Source organism: Erythrobacter sp. SG61-1L, from assembly GCF_001305965.1.
Taxonomy (GTDB): domain Bacteria; phylum Pseudomonadota; class Alphaproteobacteria; order Sphingomonadales; family Sphingomonadaceae; genus Andeanibacterium.
On record NZ_JXQC01000003.1, the window covers coordinates 905302 to 919373 of the forward strand.

Below are 14072 nucleotides of genomic sequence, written 5' to 3' on the forward strand. Positions count from 1 at the left end.
GAGGGGGACCATCCGCAGGATGGTGGAGGGGTACAGGCGTGATCACCGGACCTCGCGACACGGTCAAACGCGCACGCAAATTGCGCAGTGAAATGACCTTGCCTGAGGCGATGCTCTGGCGGGAAATGCGCAAACGCCCGCAAGGCTTGAAATTCCGCCGGCAGCATCCGGCAGGGGATTACGTGCTGGATTTCTATTGCGCAGCGGCCCGTCTGGCGATCGAGGTGGACGGTTTCGCCCACGCCGGGATACGTGCCGCGAAGGCGGATGCCGCCCGGTCCCATTTCCTCAGGTCGCAAGGTGTTGCTACATTGCGTGTCCCGGCGAAGGCTGTGCTGGACGATCTCGGGGCGGCGATGGAGCGGGTAGTTGGGGTTTGTTGTGACAGGATTGGTGCTTCGATGACCCCACATGTGCCCCTCCACCATCCTGCGGATGGTCCCCCTCCCCGGAACGGGGAGGATTTGTGAAAGAAACCGCCTACGCCAAGATCAATCTCGCCCTGCACGTCCGGCGGCGGCGGGAGGATGGGTATCATGAGCTGGAAACGCTCTTCGCCTTTGTCGATGCGGGGGATGAACTCACCGCGCGGCAGGCGGAGGAGGACAGCCTTGTCGTCACCGGAGAGTTCGGCGGGGTGCTGACCGAACCCTTCGACAATATCGTTGCTCGCGCGCTGGGCACCTTGCCGCGGGCCGATGGGCTGGCGATCAGTCTGGAAAAGAACCTGCCGGTCGCCGCCGGACTGGGCGGCGGGTCCGCCGATGCCGGGGCAGTGTTCCGTCTGGTGGAGCGCACGCACGGCCTGCCGGACGACTGGCGGCAGCGGGCCGCGCGGCTGGGCGCCGATGTGCCTGCCTGCGTGGAAAGCGTGACCTGCGTGGGGCGCGGCACCGGGACGCAGCTGGAACCCGGCCCGGCCGATCTTGCCGGAACCCCCGTGCTGCTGGTCAATCCGCGCATTCCGCTGGCCACCGGGCCGGTGTTCAAGGCATGGGACGGGCAGGATCGCGGGCCTATGCCGGAAGGCAGTGCGCGCCAGATCGCGCTGGAAGGGCGCAACGATCTGGAGGCGCCTGCCATCTCGCTCTGCCCCGAAATCGCCGATGTGTTGCGTGATCTTGAAGCCACAGGCCCATGGCTGTCGCGCATGTCGGGCAGCGGGGCGACCTGTTTTGCCCTGTTCGACAGCCCGCAGGCCTTGCGCGATGCGGCAGAGCGGCTAGCGCAGGAACATCCGCAATGGTGGCGCATGGAAGGCAGGCTGCGATGATCGAGGAAGAAGCTTACCGGATTTTGGGCACTCCGCGTTTTGGCGGTATCCTCGTCATCTCGGACCATGCTTCGAACCTCGTGCCCGCTGACATAGACCTCGGCATCGATCCGGCGCTGATGAACGATCATATCGCCATCGACATCGGTGTTGGCGCGGTGGGCGAGTTGATGGCACAAAACCCCGGCATCGCCGCCTTTCAGGGCAATGTCAGCCGCCTGGTATGCGACTTCAACCGGGACGAGGATTCCCTCGCCAGCGTTCCGGAAGTGAGCGACGGGGTGGAAATACCCGGCAATCGCGGCGGGGTGCACGAGGCGCGGCTGGCGCGTTTCTATCGCCCCTATCACAGTGCACTGGCCCACCTGCTGGTGGAAACGCCGCCATCGCTGATCCTTTCGCTCCACAGCTTCACGCCCCAACTCGCCAGCGATCCGCACAGCCATCGCCCGTGGGATTGCGGGGTGCTGTACAATCAGGATGACCGGGCATCGCGCGTGGCCATTCCCCTGCTGGATGCCGAAGGCCTGCATGTTGGCGAGAACGAGCCCTATTCGGGCAAGATCCTCAATACGACGATGAACGTCCATGCCGAGGCGGAGGGGCGGCCTTACTTCGGTGTCGAAATCCGGCAGGACAAGGTAACTACTTCCGCCCAGCAGGAAGAATGGGCCGAGCGGCTGGTGCGTATCTGCAACCGGGTGGCGATAGCCATTGGGGAATGATCCACCCTTGTCACCCCGAAACCAGTCCGGGGTGACAGCAAGAGGGGCGCTGCCCCCACTTTGTCCATTTTCTTCTTCGGCTCGCTCGCTACCTGAAGTAGAGCGCCTGCAAACCTGACTTCGGAGCCTTTGTCATGCCTGCCTATCGTTCCCGCACTTCCACCCATGGCCGCAACATGGCGGGCGCGAGGGGGCTGTGGCGTGCCACCGGCATGAAGGACAGCGATTTCGGTAAGCCGATCATCGCCGTGGTGAACAGCTTCACCCAGTTCGTGCCGGGCCATGTGCACCTGAAGGATCTTGGCCAGCTGGTCGCCGGGGAAATCCATGCGGCGGGCGGTATCGCCAAGGAATTCAACACCATCGCCGTGGATGACGGGATCGCCATGGGCCATGACGGGATGCTCTATTCGCTCCCCAGCCGCGACCTGATCGCGGACAGCGTGGAATATATGGTCAATGCCCATTGCGCCGATGCGATGGTTTGCATTTCCAATTGCGACAAGATCACGCCGGGCATGCTGATGGCTGCCATGCGCCTCAACATACCCTGCGTGTTCGTTTCCGGCGGGCCGATGGAAGCGGGCAAGGTCGTAGTGAAGGGCAAGGAAGTCGCGCTCGATTTGATCGACGCGATGGTCGCCGCGGCGGACGAATCCTACACGGATGAGGAAGTCGCCACGATCGAGCGTTCGGCATGCCCAACCTGCGGTTCCTGCTCGGGCATGTTCACCGCCAATTCGATGAACTGCCTGACCGAGGCGCTGGGCCTTTCGCTGCCGGGCAACGGTTCGCAGCTGGCCACCCATTCGGACCGCAAGCAACTGTTCGAACGCGCCGGTCGCCTCGTGGTGACGCTGGCCAAGCGCTATTACGAGGAAGAGGACGAAAGCGTCCTGCCGCGCGCCATTGCCAGCTTCGAAGCGTTTGAAAACGCGATGAGCCTGGACATTGCCATGGGCGGTTCCACCAACACCGTGCTGCACCTGCTGGCTGCCGCGCAGGAAGCAGGCGTGGACTTCACCATGGCCGATATCGACCGGCTGAGCCGCAAGGTGCCCTGCCTCTCCAAGGTCGCCCCGGCCAAGAACGACGTCCATATGGAAGACGTGCACCGCGCGGGCGGGATCATGGCGATCCTTGGCGAGCTTGACCGCGCCGGGCTGCTGCACACCGCGCTGCCCACGGTCCACAGCCCGACGCTGGGCGATGCGCTGGCCGATTGGGACATCCGTCTCACCAACAATCCCATGGTGCAGGAATTCTACAAGGCTGCACCGGGCGGCGTGCCGACCCAGACCGCCTTCAGCCAGAGCCGCCGCTGGGACGAGCTGGATACGGACCGGGAGAGCGGCGTGATCCGTTCGGCCGAACACGCTTTCTCCAAGGATGGCGGGCTTGCCGTGCTCTATGGCAATATCGCGCTGGAAGGCTGCATCGTGAAGACGGCGGGCGTGGACGATTCCATCCTGAAATTTTCCGGCCCGGCAAAGGTTTTTGAAAGCCAGGACGCTTCCGTCACCGCGATCCTTACCGGCCAGGTCGAGGCGGGCGACGTTGTCGTGATCCGTTACGAAGGGCCGAAGGGCGGGCCGGGCATGCAGGAAATGCTCTATCCCACCAGCTATCTGAAGTCGAAGGGGCTGGGCAAGGCCTGCGCCCTCATCACCGATGGCCGCTTCTCCGGCGGTACGTCGGGCCTGTCCATCGGCCATGCCTCGCCCGAAGCGGCGGAAGGCGGCGCCATCGGGCTGGTGGAAACGGGCGACATGATCGAGATCGACATCCCCAATCGCACGATCCATCTGGCCGTGACGGACGAGGAACTCGCCCATCGCCGCGCCAAGATGGAAGCGAAGGGCGCTGCTGCATGGCAGCCGGAAAAGCCGCGCGAACGCCGCGTTTCCGCTGCGCTGCAGGCCTATGCCGCGATGACCACCAGCGCCGCGCGCGGCGCGGTGCGGGACGTTTCGCAGCTCAAGCGGGGGTAACTCGCATGCGTGCTTCGACAGGCTCAGCACGGGCGGAGTTGGGATATTCCATCCAACATCCGTTCGCCCTGAGCTTGTCGAAGGGCGCGCTCCTCGCAATGACGATGCTTTTGTCCGCCTGTTCCCCCGAAGCCGCGGAGAAATCTCCCGCGGCGACCGAGGAAGCGAAGGCGGCCCCGACGCGCTCGGCCAGCGGCAATGAACTGATCGAATGTGCCATCGGCGGCGCGCAATGGTTCCTGCGCGAATGCGAGGTGGAGAAGGGCTCGGCCGAGGACGGTTCCCGCATCCTGATCGTGCGTCATCCCGATGGCGGTTTCCGCCGCTTCACTGTGTTGACCGATGGGCGCGGGCTGGAACCTGCCGACGGTGCTGAACAGGGCGAGGCGGCTCTGGTGGACGGGCGGCTGGACATGCGCGTCGGCGATGATCGCTATCGTTTCCCCGCTACGGTGAAGCCCGATGCGCAGGGCCAGTGACCAGATATTGACCGTCGCGCAGATGCGCGAGGCGGAAGAGGCGCTGATCGCAGCGGGAACCAGCGTGGATGCGCTGATGCAGATCGCCGGGCGCGGCGCGGCAGAATGGGTCTGGCGGCTTGGCTGGCCCCGGCCAGTCACTGTGCTGTGCGGCCCCGGAAACAATGGCGGGGACGGCTATGTGATCGCCGAGACCCTGCGCGAACGCGGCATGCCGGTGACGGTAGTCGCGCCGCTGGCCCCCGCGACCGACGCCGCCCGCAATGCCCGTGCGCTCTATCGCGGCGAAGTGCGGGACGCTGCCGATGGCGTAAGGGGCAGTGTGCTGGTCGATTGCCTGTTCGGCAGCGGACTGGTCCGGCCGCTGGGACAGGATTTGCTCGATCTGCTGCGCGGGCTGGCGGACAGCCATCCGCTGCGCGTTGCAATCGACCTGCCGAGCGGTGTTGAAAGCGATAGCGGGCGTCCGCTCAACGATGGTCTGCCCGATTACCGGCTGACCGTCTCGCTCGGCGCGTGGAAATATGCCCATTGGACCATGCCCGCCGCTGCCCTGATGGGGGAGCGCAGGCTGGTCCCCATCGGCGTGGCGGAAGTCCCCGGTGCGGCGCATCTGCTGGCTAAGCCGCAGGTTCACGCGCCTGCCGCCGATGCCCACAAATATACGCGCGGCCTGCTGGCGATAGTCCCCGGTGCAATGCCCGGTGCGGGCCTGCTGGCGAGCGAGGCGGCAATGCGGGGCGGGGCGGGCTATGTCCGGCTCGCTGCCGCGCAGGCGCCGATGGGCACGCCGCCCGATCTGGTGACCGATCCGCAGGCGCTTGCCGATCCGCGCCTTTCCGCCGCACTCGTCGGTCCAGGGCTGGGCCGGGGCGAGGAGGCGCACCGACTGCTGGGCGAGGTGCTGGCGCGCGAAGTGCCCATTGTGCTCGATGCCGATGCGCTGATGGTCCTTGCCCCCGCCATGCTGGCCGGACGGCGAGCGCCGATCGTCGCCACGCCGCATGAGGGCGAACTTACCCGGCTCGCCGTGAGTTTTGGCATTGCGGCACAGGGCAAACGCGCCGTGGCGCAGGAACTGGCGCGGCGCACCGGAATGGTCGTGATCGCCAAGGGGCCTGACAGCCTGATCGCCGCGCCCGATGGCCGGGTGGCGATTTCCCGCCCCGCGCCAAGCTGGCTTTCGGTGGCAGGCACGGGCGATGTGCTGGCGGGCCTCGTTGCCAGCCGTCTTGCCACCGGTGCCGATCCCTTCGTGGCCGCCTGCGAGGCGGTGTGGCTGCATGGCGAGGCCGCGCGCCTTGCCGGGCCGGTTCTTACGCCATCGGCACTTGTCACACATATCCCGGCCGCCTACGCGGCCTGCCTGTGACCGAAACCGAAGAAATCATTCGCATCGCCGCCAAGGGTGACGGCATTACCGAAAGCGGCCGCCATTCGCCTTTCGCGGCGCCCGGCGATCTGCTGCATATCGATGGCACGCTGGAACATGGGCCCCACCATGTCGATCCGGCCTGCCGCCATTTCGGCCCCTGCGGCGGTTGCCAGTTGCAGCATGTCGATGACGCGATGCTGGCGGCCTTCGTAACCGACCGGGTGGTGAACGCCGCCCAATCGCAGGGCCGGGGGCTGGTGGCGGATCATGTGCTGCCCGCCCATCTCTCGCCGTCTTACAGCCGCCGCCGGGCGACGTTGCATGCCGTGAATGGCGGGGGCAGCCCGCTGATCGGCTTTCATGAAAATGGATCGCACCGGATCGTCGGAATTTCCGAATGCCCGGTGCTGGCGCCCGAACTGTTCGATGCGGTGAACAAGCTGCGGCGCCTTCTGGCCCAGCGCAAAGGCAAATATGCCGTCGATATCGAGCTGACGCTGGCCGAACAGGGCGTGGCCTGCGGGCTGAAGGGCCTGAGCTTCGAAGGGCTGGCCGATGCCGAAGCCCTGCTGGATTTCGCCCGTGAAAGCGGCTTTGCCCGCCTGACCGTGGATGAAGGCTATGGCCCGGAGGTCCGTTGGGAGCCTGCCCCGGTCACGGTGTCGCTCGGCGGGGTATCCGTGCCGCTGCCGCCGGGCGCGTTCCTTCAGGCGACTGCCGATGGCGAGGAGGCACTGACCTCCTGCGCGCGTGAATGGCTGGACGGTACGAAATTCGTGGCCGATCTGTTTTCCGGCCTCGGCACCTTTGCCTTCGCGCTGGCAGGCCCGGCCAAGGTGCTGGCGGCGGAAGCTTCGCGCGATGCCTTCCTGGCGTCCAAGGCAGCGGCGGCCTCTTCCGGCCGTCCGGTCCATGCCCTGCATCGCGACCTGTTCCGCAACCCGCTGCAGCTTGACGAGTTGAACCGCTTTGGCGCCGTAGTGCTCGATCCGCCGCGGGCCGGTGCGCGTGAACAGGTGAAGCTGATCGCGGACAGCACCGTGGAACGCGTCGTCTATATCAGCTGCAATCCGTCAAGCTGGGCGCGTGACGGGGCGCTGCTGGCCGAGGGCGGTTACAGGCTGACCCATCTGCGCCCGGTCGGCCAGTTCCGCTGGTCAACCCATGTCGAACTGGCCAGCCTGTTCGTGAAAGGCTGATCCGGCCTCACTCGCCGTAATAATACATGTATTCCCAATATTCGTCCGCCGCGGCGAAAGGATCGGAATAGCTCATGTCAGCGCGCTCGCCATTGCAGGCCACGGCATTATAGGCCGCGCCGATCGTGCCATCGGCAAAGGTCTGCCAGGCTGTATCGAGCGGTTCGGGGGCCAACATCGCGTGGTCCATCCCATACGCGTCCATTCGCAATTCGCGCACCTTGTGATTGGTGCAATCCAGCTCGATCTGGCTCTTGGTGTAATAGGCCTTGCCGCTGGTGCCCATGCCAAGATCGAAACCCTGGAATACCATCATTGTCTTGTTGCTGCCGACATTCTGGATGCTGTCTACGTCGGCATAGACGATCACGGCGTCAGACACGCCCACTTCATTCCACGCCTCGGCCATGGCCGGTGTCGTGAGGAACGTTGAGGCAGTAAGGCCGATGAGAAAACTGGCGCGCATTCGAAATCACTCCGCAGAAGAGATGGGGAGCGACTCGTTCCTGTTTGCATTTGCCCCGTTCACCACAAAATCGCACTAAATGCCCACGCTGCAAGGGTGAATCGCGATGGGGTGTTCACTAACAGAAAATTTCATTCCTCAGCGGGGCATCACCTCTGTGAGGCAGCAGCCAGCGCTTCCAGCAACTGCGCGGTGAGCCACTGCCGGGAACCGTCTTCCACGAAAGCATGCGTCGCATTGTGGCAGCGGCGAATGCGTGGATCGCCATTGTCCCAACTTGCCGCAAAGATCTGTGCCGTGCGGTCACGCTCTGCCAGCAGGATCATGGCCGGGCCATGGAATGCGGCCAGCCCGGCGGCCACATCCTGCGCCAGCGTGGTGGGGGCGGGCCGGGGGCGCAAGGCTTGCCCGATGCCGCGCAGCAGCTTGCGCAGCGAAACCTTGCCGGTCAGCAGCCGGGCGATCTCCTTTGGATTGCGCAGTTTTTCGGAATAGCGCGCACGGATCGCCTCGGGCGGCGGGGCGCCATCGTCGGCCTCGATCGTCCAGGGGTTAGCCAGGACGAGGGCGTTCAGCCCCGCACCACAGGCCAGCATCAGCGCGCTTGCCCCGTCGCAATTGCCGAAGCCGACAATGCGCGTGATCTGCGGCGCAGCCTGACGGAAGGCGGCAAGGGCGGCGGCGATGTCGGGCGCGCTGGACAGGAAGCCGCCATTTTCTCCCTCGCTATCGCCCACGCCGCGTCGGTCGAAGCGGAATACGGGATAGGTTTCGGCGGCGATGCGCGTGGCCAAATGGGCCTGCCCGGAAAAGGCGCCCGCGCGCGTCTCGTTCCCGCCGGTTACGATCAGCAGGCCGGTGGTGCCGGGCGCATCGTCCAGCGTGCCGGTAAGCCGCGCTTCCTCGCAAGTGAAGGTCAGGTGCCGCCGGGTCAAAGAGACATTCCCATGGTGAGGAAGGCGGCCAGCATATCGGCCTGTGCGGGGCTGTAGCCGGGTTCTGCGCGCAGCCACGGGGCGGGGCCGCCGATGGTCGGCTGGCCAAGATCAACCAGCCGCCCGCTATCGGGCAGGCGCGCGGCCTCCAGATCGCGGATCATCGCGGCGCCGAGCCGGTAGCCGGCCAGTTCCAGCCCCTCTTCGCGGCCGATCTCCATCAAGCTCTCGCTCGTCTCGCTCACCCATGCCTCACGGGCGGCGATAGTGCGGGCGCGCAGCATCGCGCGCAGGATATTCGCCCCGCCGGTGGGGGCATAGCGCCAGCCGGGGAGCGCAGGCGGCGCAAGAATGGCGGAAGCGCGCACTGTCAGCAGGTGGGTCGCGCCGAAATGGGCTGCGGCGGCAGTGGCAGCCGCGCGCCAGCTTGCCAGCGTCTGTTCCTCCAGCGGGGCAAGGCTTTCGTTACAGCCGTGCAGATCGGGCAGGAAGCTGTCGATCCCGGCCCCGTCCAGCCGCCGCATGGTTTCCACCAGCGTGTGGCGCGTCTTGTTCGCCTCGTCGAACAGGGGCGTCAGGATCAGCAGGCGGCCTTTGCGGCCCGCGTCGATGGAGAGGGCATATTCCTCGCCGCCTGAGGGGCTGGGCCAGGAGGCGATCATCGCGCGCAGGCCATCCGGAGATCAGCCGTTTCCGCGCTTGCTTTCGGCAAAGGCCAGCAGCGCGCCGTAGTTTTCCAGCATGTCGCCATCGACTTCATCGTCGTCGATCACGATGTCCAGCCGATCCTCGATTTCGGTCAGCAGCCCGGCCACGGCCATGGAATCGAGTTCCGGCAAATGGCCGAACAGGCCGGTGTCGGCGGAGAACCCATCAACCCGCGAATGATCTAGCCCCAGCACGTCGCACAGGATTTCGCGCAGGATTGCGTCGGTCTGGCCAGCGGTGTCGGTGGAACTGCTCATCGCGTCTTTCGTCGGGGTGGTAAATGCCTGTTAAGCCCCAGCCTTAGTTCCTGCGCAGCAGTTTGCGCAACCCCGCGCGGACAAGGCGGGGCCAGCAGGCCGGATTGCCGGGACGCAGGCATTCGAGGCGATAGCGCTTGCGCGTCTCTTCCATCCACATGTTCTTATAGGGATCGTTGCCCGTCCCGAAATCCACGATTTCCACCTGATCCGTATCGATCACCCGTTCGAACAGGGCTGCGGTAAGGACAGTGCCGGCTGAAAGCGGAACTGCCTCTTCTACATGGGCCAGCTTGTGGATGAAGGCAGTGCCAGCTTCCACGGTCCAGAACTGGGCGGCCAGTGGCCTGCCTTCATGACGCGCGATGCCCAGCCGCAGGCGCCCGGCGGCGCCTTCCTGTTCGGCAAAGCGGCGTAGCATGGCGGGCTTGCCCTCGGCGGGCTTCCAGCTTGCGGAATAGATTTCCTGATAGGCGCCCCAGGCTGCAGGATCGAAGGCGGAATGAATTTCCACTTCCAGCTTCTTCGCCTTGCGTTTCAGCGTGGTGCGCAAGGGGCCGGGGCGGGATGCGAGATAGGCCTGATAGCTGCGACCGGAAAGGCGCAGGATGTGGTTGGTGTCGCATTCCTGTCGTATAACAACCCAGCCGGCAGCGCGGAACGCGGCGGCAAGCATGGTGGCGCTGCGATCCTCATCGGGCAGGGGCCACAGCACCATGCGACTGTTTTTCGTGGAAAGATCGCGGGCGATCGCCTCCAGCAATGCGGGCTGATTCGCACCCGGGGTGGCAAGTGGCCGCCACAGGAAACTATACCAGTTGGCCAGCGGCACCAGCGTGCCCCCCTGCTGCATAAGCGGCAGGGCTGCTGCATGGCTGCCTTCTGCCGCCAGCGCGATAAAGGGACGTAAGCCGCCTTCCTCTTCCAGCAGCGTAAACCATTCGACCCGGTCGAATGGTGCCGCGCTGGCAAGATCGAGTGCTTGCAAGACGTTAACCCTGTCGTGATAGCTGACCGCGACCAACCCAATGCTTCCCCTGTGTGGAGCCCCAGCCGGAGCCCCGATGCCTGTTGCCGCTGATCCGATTGCCAAACCGCTCGATCACCTTGCCCTGTTCGGCAAGGATGAAGCGATGGCGCTCGTTCTCCGGCAAGGCGGCCTTAACTACAAGGCCTTAAGGGAGCGTATCTCTCTGCTGGCCGCGTGGCTGGCGGACCGGGTGCCGGAGAAGGGCGCCCGCGTGGCAAGCTGGGCGGCCAAGGGCGAATTGACCTGCCTCATGCCGCTGGCGGCAGCGCGGGCAGGGCTGGTGCATGTTCCGGTCAACCCGCTGCTCAAACACGCGCAGGTCGCCCACATCCTTGCCGATAGCGGTGCGCATTTGCTGATGGGCAATAGCGCGCGGCTTGCCAGCCTTGGTGCGGGCGACGTCCCGGCAGGGTGCGCTCTGGTGGAAGAAGGGCAGGTCTGGGCAGAAGCAGAGGCTCTGGGCGGATCGCTCGGTCCGTCGCAGGCCGATCCGGGCGAACTTGCGGCGATCCTCTATACCAGCGGCTCCACCGGCAGGCCCAAGGGCGTGATGCTCAGCCATGCCAATCTCTGGCTCGGCGCGGTGAGCGTGGCGAATTATCTCGGGCTTGAGGCGGATGACGTAGTGCTGGGCGTGCTGCCGCTGTCCTTCGACTATGGCCAGAACCAGCTTCTTTCCGCGTGGCGCGCCGGGGCGAGCGTGGTGCCTATCGACTATCTCACCGCACGCGACGTAGTGAAGGCATGCGCGAAGCATGGCGTGACTACGCTGGCCGCCGTTCCGCCTCTGTGGGTGCAATTGGTGGAACTGGACTGGCCGCGGGATGCTTCCGCTCCCTTGCGGCGCCTGACCAACAGCGGCGGGGCTTTGACAGTGGAACTGGTGCAGCGCCTGCGCGCGATCTTTCCGCAGGCGCGCCTGTTCCCGATGTATGGCCTGACCGAAGCCTTCCGTTCGACCTATCTCGACCCGTCGCTGGTCGATACGCACCCCACGTCCATGGGCAAGGCAATCCCCTTTGCCGAAGTGCTGGTAGTGGGCGACGATGGCGCAGTGACAGCACCGGGCGTGGAAGGCGAACTGGTCCATTGCGGGCCGCTGGTGGCGCAGGGCTATTGGCAGGATGGCCAGCGCACAGCCGAACGGTTCAAATCCGCGCCTGCCGGATCGGCCTATGGCGGCATGGCCGTCTGGTCGGGTGACCGGGTGGTGCGCGATGCGGATGGGCTGCTCTATTTCGCCGGACGGCGCGATGCCATGATCAAGAGTGCAGGCAACCGCATTTCCCCGCAGGAGATCGAGGAAGCGGCGCTGGCTACCGGACTGGTGGCCGAAGCGGTCGCGCTGGGGGTTCCGGATGAAAGGCTGGGTCAGGCCGTCCATCTGGTGGTCCGCCCGAAGGCGGACGCAGAGGATGCGCAGGATCGGTTGCCGCGCCTGCTGGCACAGGAATTGCCCAATTTCATGCAGCCGCGTGCCTATCACTGGCGCGATGCCATGCCGCTCAATCCCAATGGCAAGATCGACCGCACGGCCTTGCAGCAGGAGCTTGCCGCATGAAGCCGCTCGGCCCCATCCCCGCTGGTTTCGAGATACTCGACGGCGAACTTGCCCTTGGTGGCAGGACGGCCAGCGCGCTTGTGGCGGAAGCGGGGGGCACGCCGTTGTTCGTCTATTCGCGTGATCGCATTGCCCGCCGCATTGCCGATCTGCGCGCCGCCATGCCGGAGAGGCTGGCGATCCACTATGCGGTGAAGGCCAATCCCTTCGCCCCGCTGCTTGGCGCAATGGCTGGCCTTGTGGACGGGTTCGACATTGCCTCTGGCGGTGAACTCGCGATGGCTCTTGCCGCCGGGATCGCGCCGGAAAAAGTCAGCTTTGCCGGGCCGGGCAAGCGCGATGACGAATTGGAAGCCGCCATCGGCGCGGGCGTGACGCTCAATCTCGAATCCGAGAATGAAGCCCGCCGGGCGTTGGCGATTGCAGAACGTCTGGGCGGGGTGCCGCGCCTTGCCATCCGGGTGAATCCCGATTTCGAACTGCGCGGTTCCGGCATGAAGATGGGCGGGGGTGCCAAGCCCTTCGGCCTCGATGCCGAGCGGGTTCCGGCCCTTGCCCGAGAATTGATCGCGGCCGGGGCTGACTGGCGCGGGTTGCATATCTTCGCGGGCAGTCAGGCGCTGGATGCGGAAGCCCTGATCGAGACGCAGGCCAATGTGCTGGACCTAGCCGCGAGGCTCTCAGGGGAAATCGGCGCCCCGCTGCCCAAGCTGAACATGGGCGGTGGTTTCGGCATTCCCTATTTCAACGGCGATGCACCGCTGGACATCGCCGCCATCGGGGCGGCACTGCGCGACCGTTTCGGATCGCTGCCGCCACTGCTGGAACAGACGCATTTCTGCATCGAACTGGGCCGCTATCTGGTGGGTGAGGCAGGCGTCTATCTGACGCGAATCGTGGACCGGAAGGAAAGCCATGGGCAGACCTATCTGATCACCGATGGCGGGCTGCATCACCAGCTCGCCGCTTCGGGAAATTTCGGCACCGTGGTGCGGCGCAATTACCCGCTGGCCATTGCCAATCGTTTCGGAATTGACGCTACGGAAGAGGCGAATGTGGTGGGGTGCCTGTGCACTCCGCTTGACCGTCTAGCCGATCAGGCTGCGCTGCCGCGCGCGGATGTGGGCGATCTGGTGGCCGTGTTCTGTGCCGGTGCCTATGGCGCCAGCGCCAGCCCGGCGATGTTCCTGGGTCAAGGGCCTGCACGAGAGATGCTCGTTTAACCTTTCCCCGCCGCCAGTCCCCATTCGGGACAGCGGCCCGAAAACCCTCCCAAAGCCGGGCATTTGCGCCTTTGGATAACGAGATGTTCACCCTTTTCGGGGAAGACGCAGGTTGGATCCAGGGGTCATGTGCACGGGGCGGGAGAGCCTTTCTTGCGCGCATGGCCAAACGAGACACCCGGTTTTCCGTGGGGACGTATCGATGCGTATGAGTGTGTTTGCCCGCATGTTTCTGGGGCTGGCCATGGCCAGTCTCTCTCTGGCCGGTTGCGCCAGCAGCGGCCCCAGATTGCCCCCGGCCCAGTTCGTGGCCATGCAGGAAGGGCCGGGCGAGGAATATGTGATCGGCCCGCTCGACGAACTGACCATCCATGTCTGGCGCAATCCGGAACTGGGCGCGAAGGTGCAGGTCCGCCCCGACGGGCGCATCACCACGCCGCTGGTTTCCGACATGCCCGCCGTGGGCAAGACGCCATCCATGCTGGCCGAGGACATCCGCCTGCAACTTTCGCAATATATCACCGATCCGCTGGTTTCGGTGATCGTGAACCAGTTCGCGGGCACCTTCAGCCAGCAGGTGCGCATCGTGGGTGCCACCGAGAAGCCTGCCTCCATCCCCTATCGCGCGAACATGACCCTGCTCGACGCGATGATCGCGGTGGGCGGCCTGTCGGAATTCGCCAGCGGCAATCGCGCCAAGCTGGTTCGCTTCGACAAGGAAACGGGCAAGCAGCAGGAATATGCCCTGCGCCTGTCAGACCTGCTCAAGAAGGGCGACAGCAAGGCCAATGTCCTCCTGATGCCGGGCGATGTGATCATCATCCCCGAAAGCATGTTCTAAGGGCAGGGC

Annotated in this window: 15 protein-coding genes; 10 read left to right on the plus strand and 5 right to left on the minus strand. The window is 65.2% G+C overall.

Features of this window, described 5'->3' with window-relative positions:
* Positions 1-38 precede the first annotated feature (38 nt).
* The 7 genes from SZ64_RS04715 (at position 39) to SZ64_RS04745 (ending at position 7042) form a co-directional block, all read left to right on the plus strand.
* The gene (locus SZ64_RS04715; RefSeq protein ID WP_054532086.1) at positions 39-470 is read left to right on the plus strand and encodes an endonuclease domain-containing protein; all 432 of its coding nucleotides are present in this window, start codon (positions 39-41) and stop codon (positions 468-470) included.
* Complete coding sequence (locus SZ64_RS04720; RefSeq protein WP_054529762.1) at positions 467-1273, plus strand: 4-(cytidine 5'-diphospho)-2-C-methyl-D-erythritol kinase; 807 nt, start codon at positions 467-469, stop codon at positions 1271-1273. Before SZ64_RS04715 ends, SZ64_RS04720 begins: the two co-directional genes overlap by 4 nt.
* Positions 1243-1998 carry an N-formylglutamate amidohydrolase gene (locus SZ64_RS04725; protein ID WP_241772979.1) on the plus strand — a complete coding sequence of 252 codons (756 nt, stop codon included), beginning with the start codon at positions 1243-1245 and terminating at the stop codon, positions 1996-1998. The genes SZ64_RS04720 and SZ64_RS04725 overlap by 31 nt, the downstream gene beginning before the upstream one ends.
* Positions 1999-2132: 134 nt before the next feature.
* Positions 2133-3989, plus strand: a complete 1857-nt coding sequence (gene ilvD, locus SZ64_RS04730; RefSeq protein WP_054529764.1) for a dihydroxy-acid dehydratase — start codon at positions 2133-2135, stop codon at positions 3987-3989.
* Between the two features lie 98 nt (positions 3990-4087).
* Positions 4088-4468 carry a hypothetical protein gene (locus tag SZ64_RS04735; RefSeq protein WP_241772980.1) on the plus strand — a complete coding sequence of 127 codons (381 nt, stop codon included), beginning with the start codon at positions 4088-4090 and terminating at the stop codon, positions 4466-4468.
* On the plus strand, positions 4452-5840 hold the full coding sequence (locus SZ64_RS04740) for an NAD(P)H-hydrate dehydratase (RefSeq protein WP_054529765.1): 1389 nt from the start codon (positions 4452-4454) through the stop codon (positions 5838-5840). Before SZ64_RS04735 ends, SZ64_RS04740 begins: the two co-directional genes overlap by 17 nt.
* Entirely contained in the window at positions 5837-7042 is a 1206-nt protein-coding gene (locus tag SZ64_RS04745; protein WP_054529766.1) for a class I SAM-dependent RNA methyltransferase, read from the plus strand. The genes SZ64_RS04740 and SZ64_RS04745 overlap by 4 nt, the downstream gene beginning before the upstream one ends.
* A gap of 7 nt (positions 7043-7049) precedes the next feature.
* Here the strand turns inward: SZ64_RS04745 and SZ64_RS04750 are convergent, their stop codons facing one another.
* From SZ64_RS04750 to SZ64_RS04770, 5 genes are all read right to left on the minus strand, one after another.
* Entirely contained in the window at positions 7050-7508 is a 459-nt protein-coding gene (locus SZ64_RS04750) for a surface-adhesin E family protein (protein ID WP_054529767.1), read from the minus strand.
* 149 nt (positions 7509-7657) lie between these two features.
* Complete coding sequence (locus tag SZ64_RS04755) at positions 7658-8443, minus strand: hydrolase 1, exosortase A system-associated (RefSeq protein WP_054529768.1); 786 nt, start codon at positions 8441-8443, stop codon at positions 7658-7660.
* The gene (locus SZ64_RS04760; RefSeq protein ID WP_054529769.1) at positions 8440-9105 is read right to left on the minus strand and encodes a hypothetical protein; all 666 of its coding nucleotides are present in this window, start codon (positions 9103-9105) and stop codon (positions 8440-8442) included. Before SZ64_RS04760 ends, SZ64_RS04755 begins: the two co-directional genes overlap by 4 nt.
* A gap of 21 nt (positions 9106-9126) precedes the next feature.
* Entirely contained in the window at positions 9127-9408 is a 282-nt protein-coding gene (locus SZ64_RS04765) for an acyl carrier protein (RefSeq protein ID WP_054529770.1), read from the minus strand.
* Positions 9409-9451: 43 nt separating this feature from the next.
* The gene (locus SZ64_RS04770) at positions 9452-10396 is read right to left on the minus strand and encodes a GNAT family N-acetyltransferase (protein ID WP_082384715.1); all 945 of its coding nucleotides are present in this window, start codon (positions 10394-10396) and stop codon (positions 9452-9454) included.
* Positions 10397-10472: 76 nt separating this feature from the next.
* Between SZ64_RS04770 and SZ64_RS04775 the strand changes: the two genes are divergently transcribed.
* From SZ64_RS04775 to SZ64_RS04785, 3 genes are all read left to right on the plus strand, one after another.
* Positions 10473-11999, plus strand: a complete 1527-nt coding sequence (locus SZ64_RS04775; protein WP_054529772.1) for an acyl-CoA ligase (AMP-forming), exosortase A system-associated — start codon at positions 10473-10475, stop codon at positions 11997-11999.
* Positions 11996-13222, plus strand: a complete 1227-nt coding sequence (locus SZ64_RS04780; protein ID WP_054529773.1) for a pyridoxal-dependent decarboxylase, exosortase A system-associated — start codon at positions 11996-11998, stop codon at positions 13220-13222. Before SZ64_RS04775 ends, SZ64_RS04780 begins: the two co-directional genes overlap by 4 nt.
* A 202-nt stretch (positions 13223-13424) precedes the next feature.
* Positions 13425-14063, plus strand: a complete 639-nt coding sequence (locus SZ64_RS04785; protein WP_054529774.1) for an XrtA/PEP-CTERM system exopolysaccharide export protein — start codon at positions 13425-13427, stop codon at positions 14061-14063.
* Positions 14064-14072: the final 9 nt, after the last annotated feature.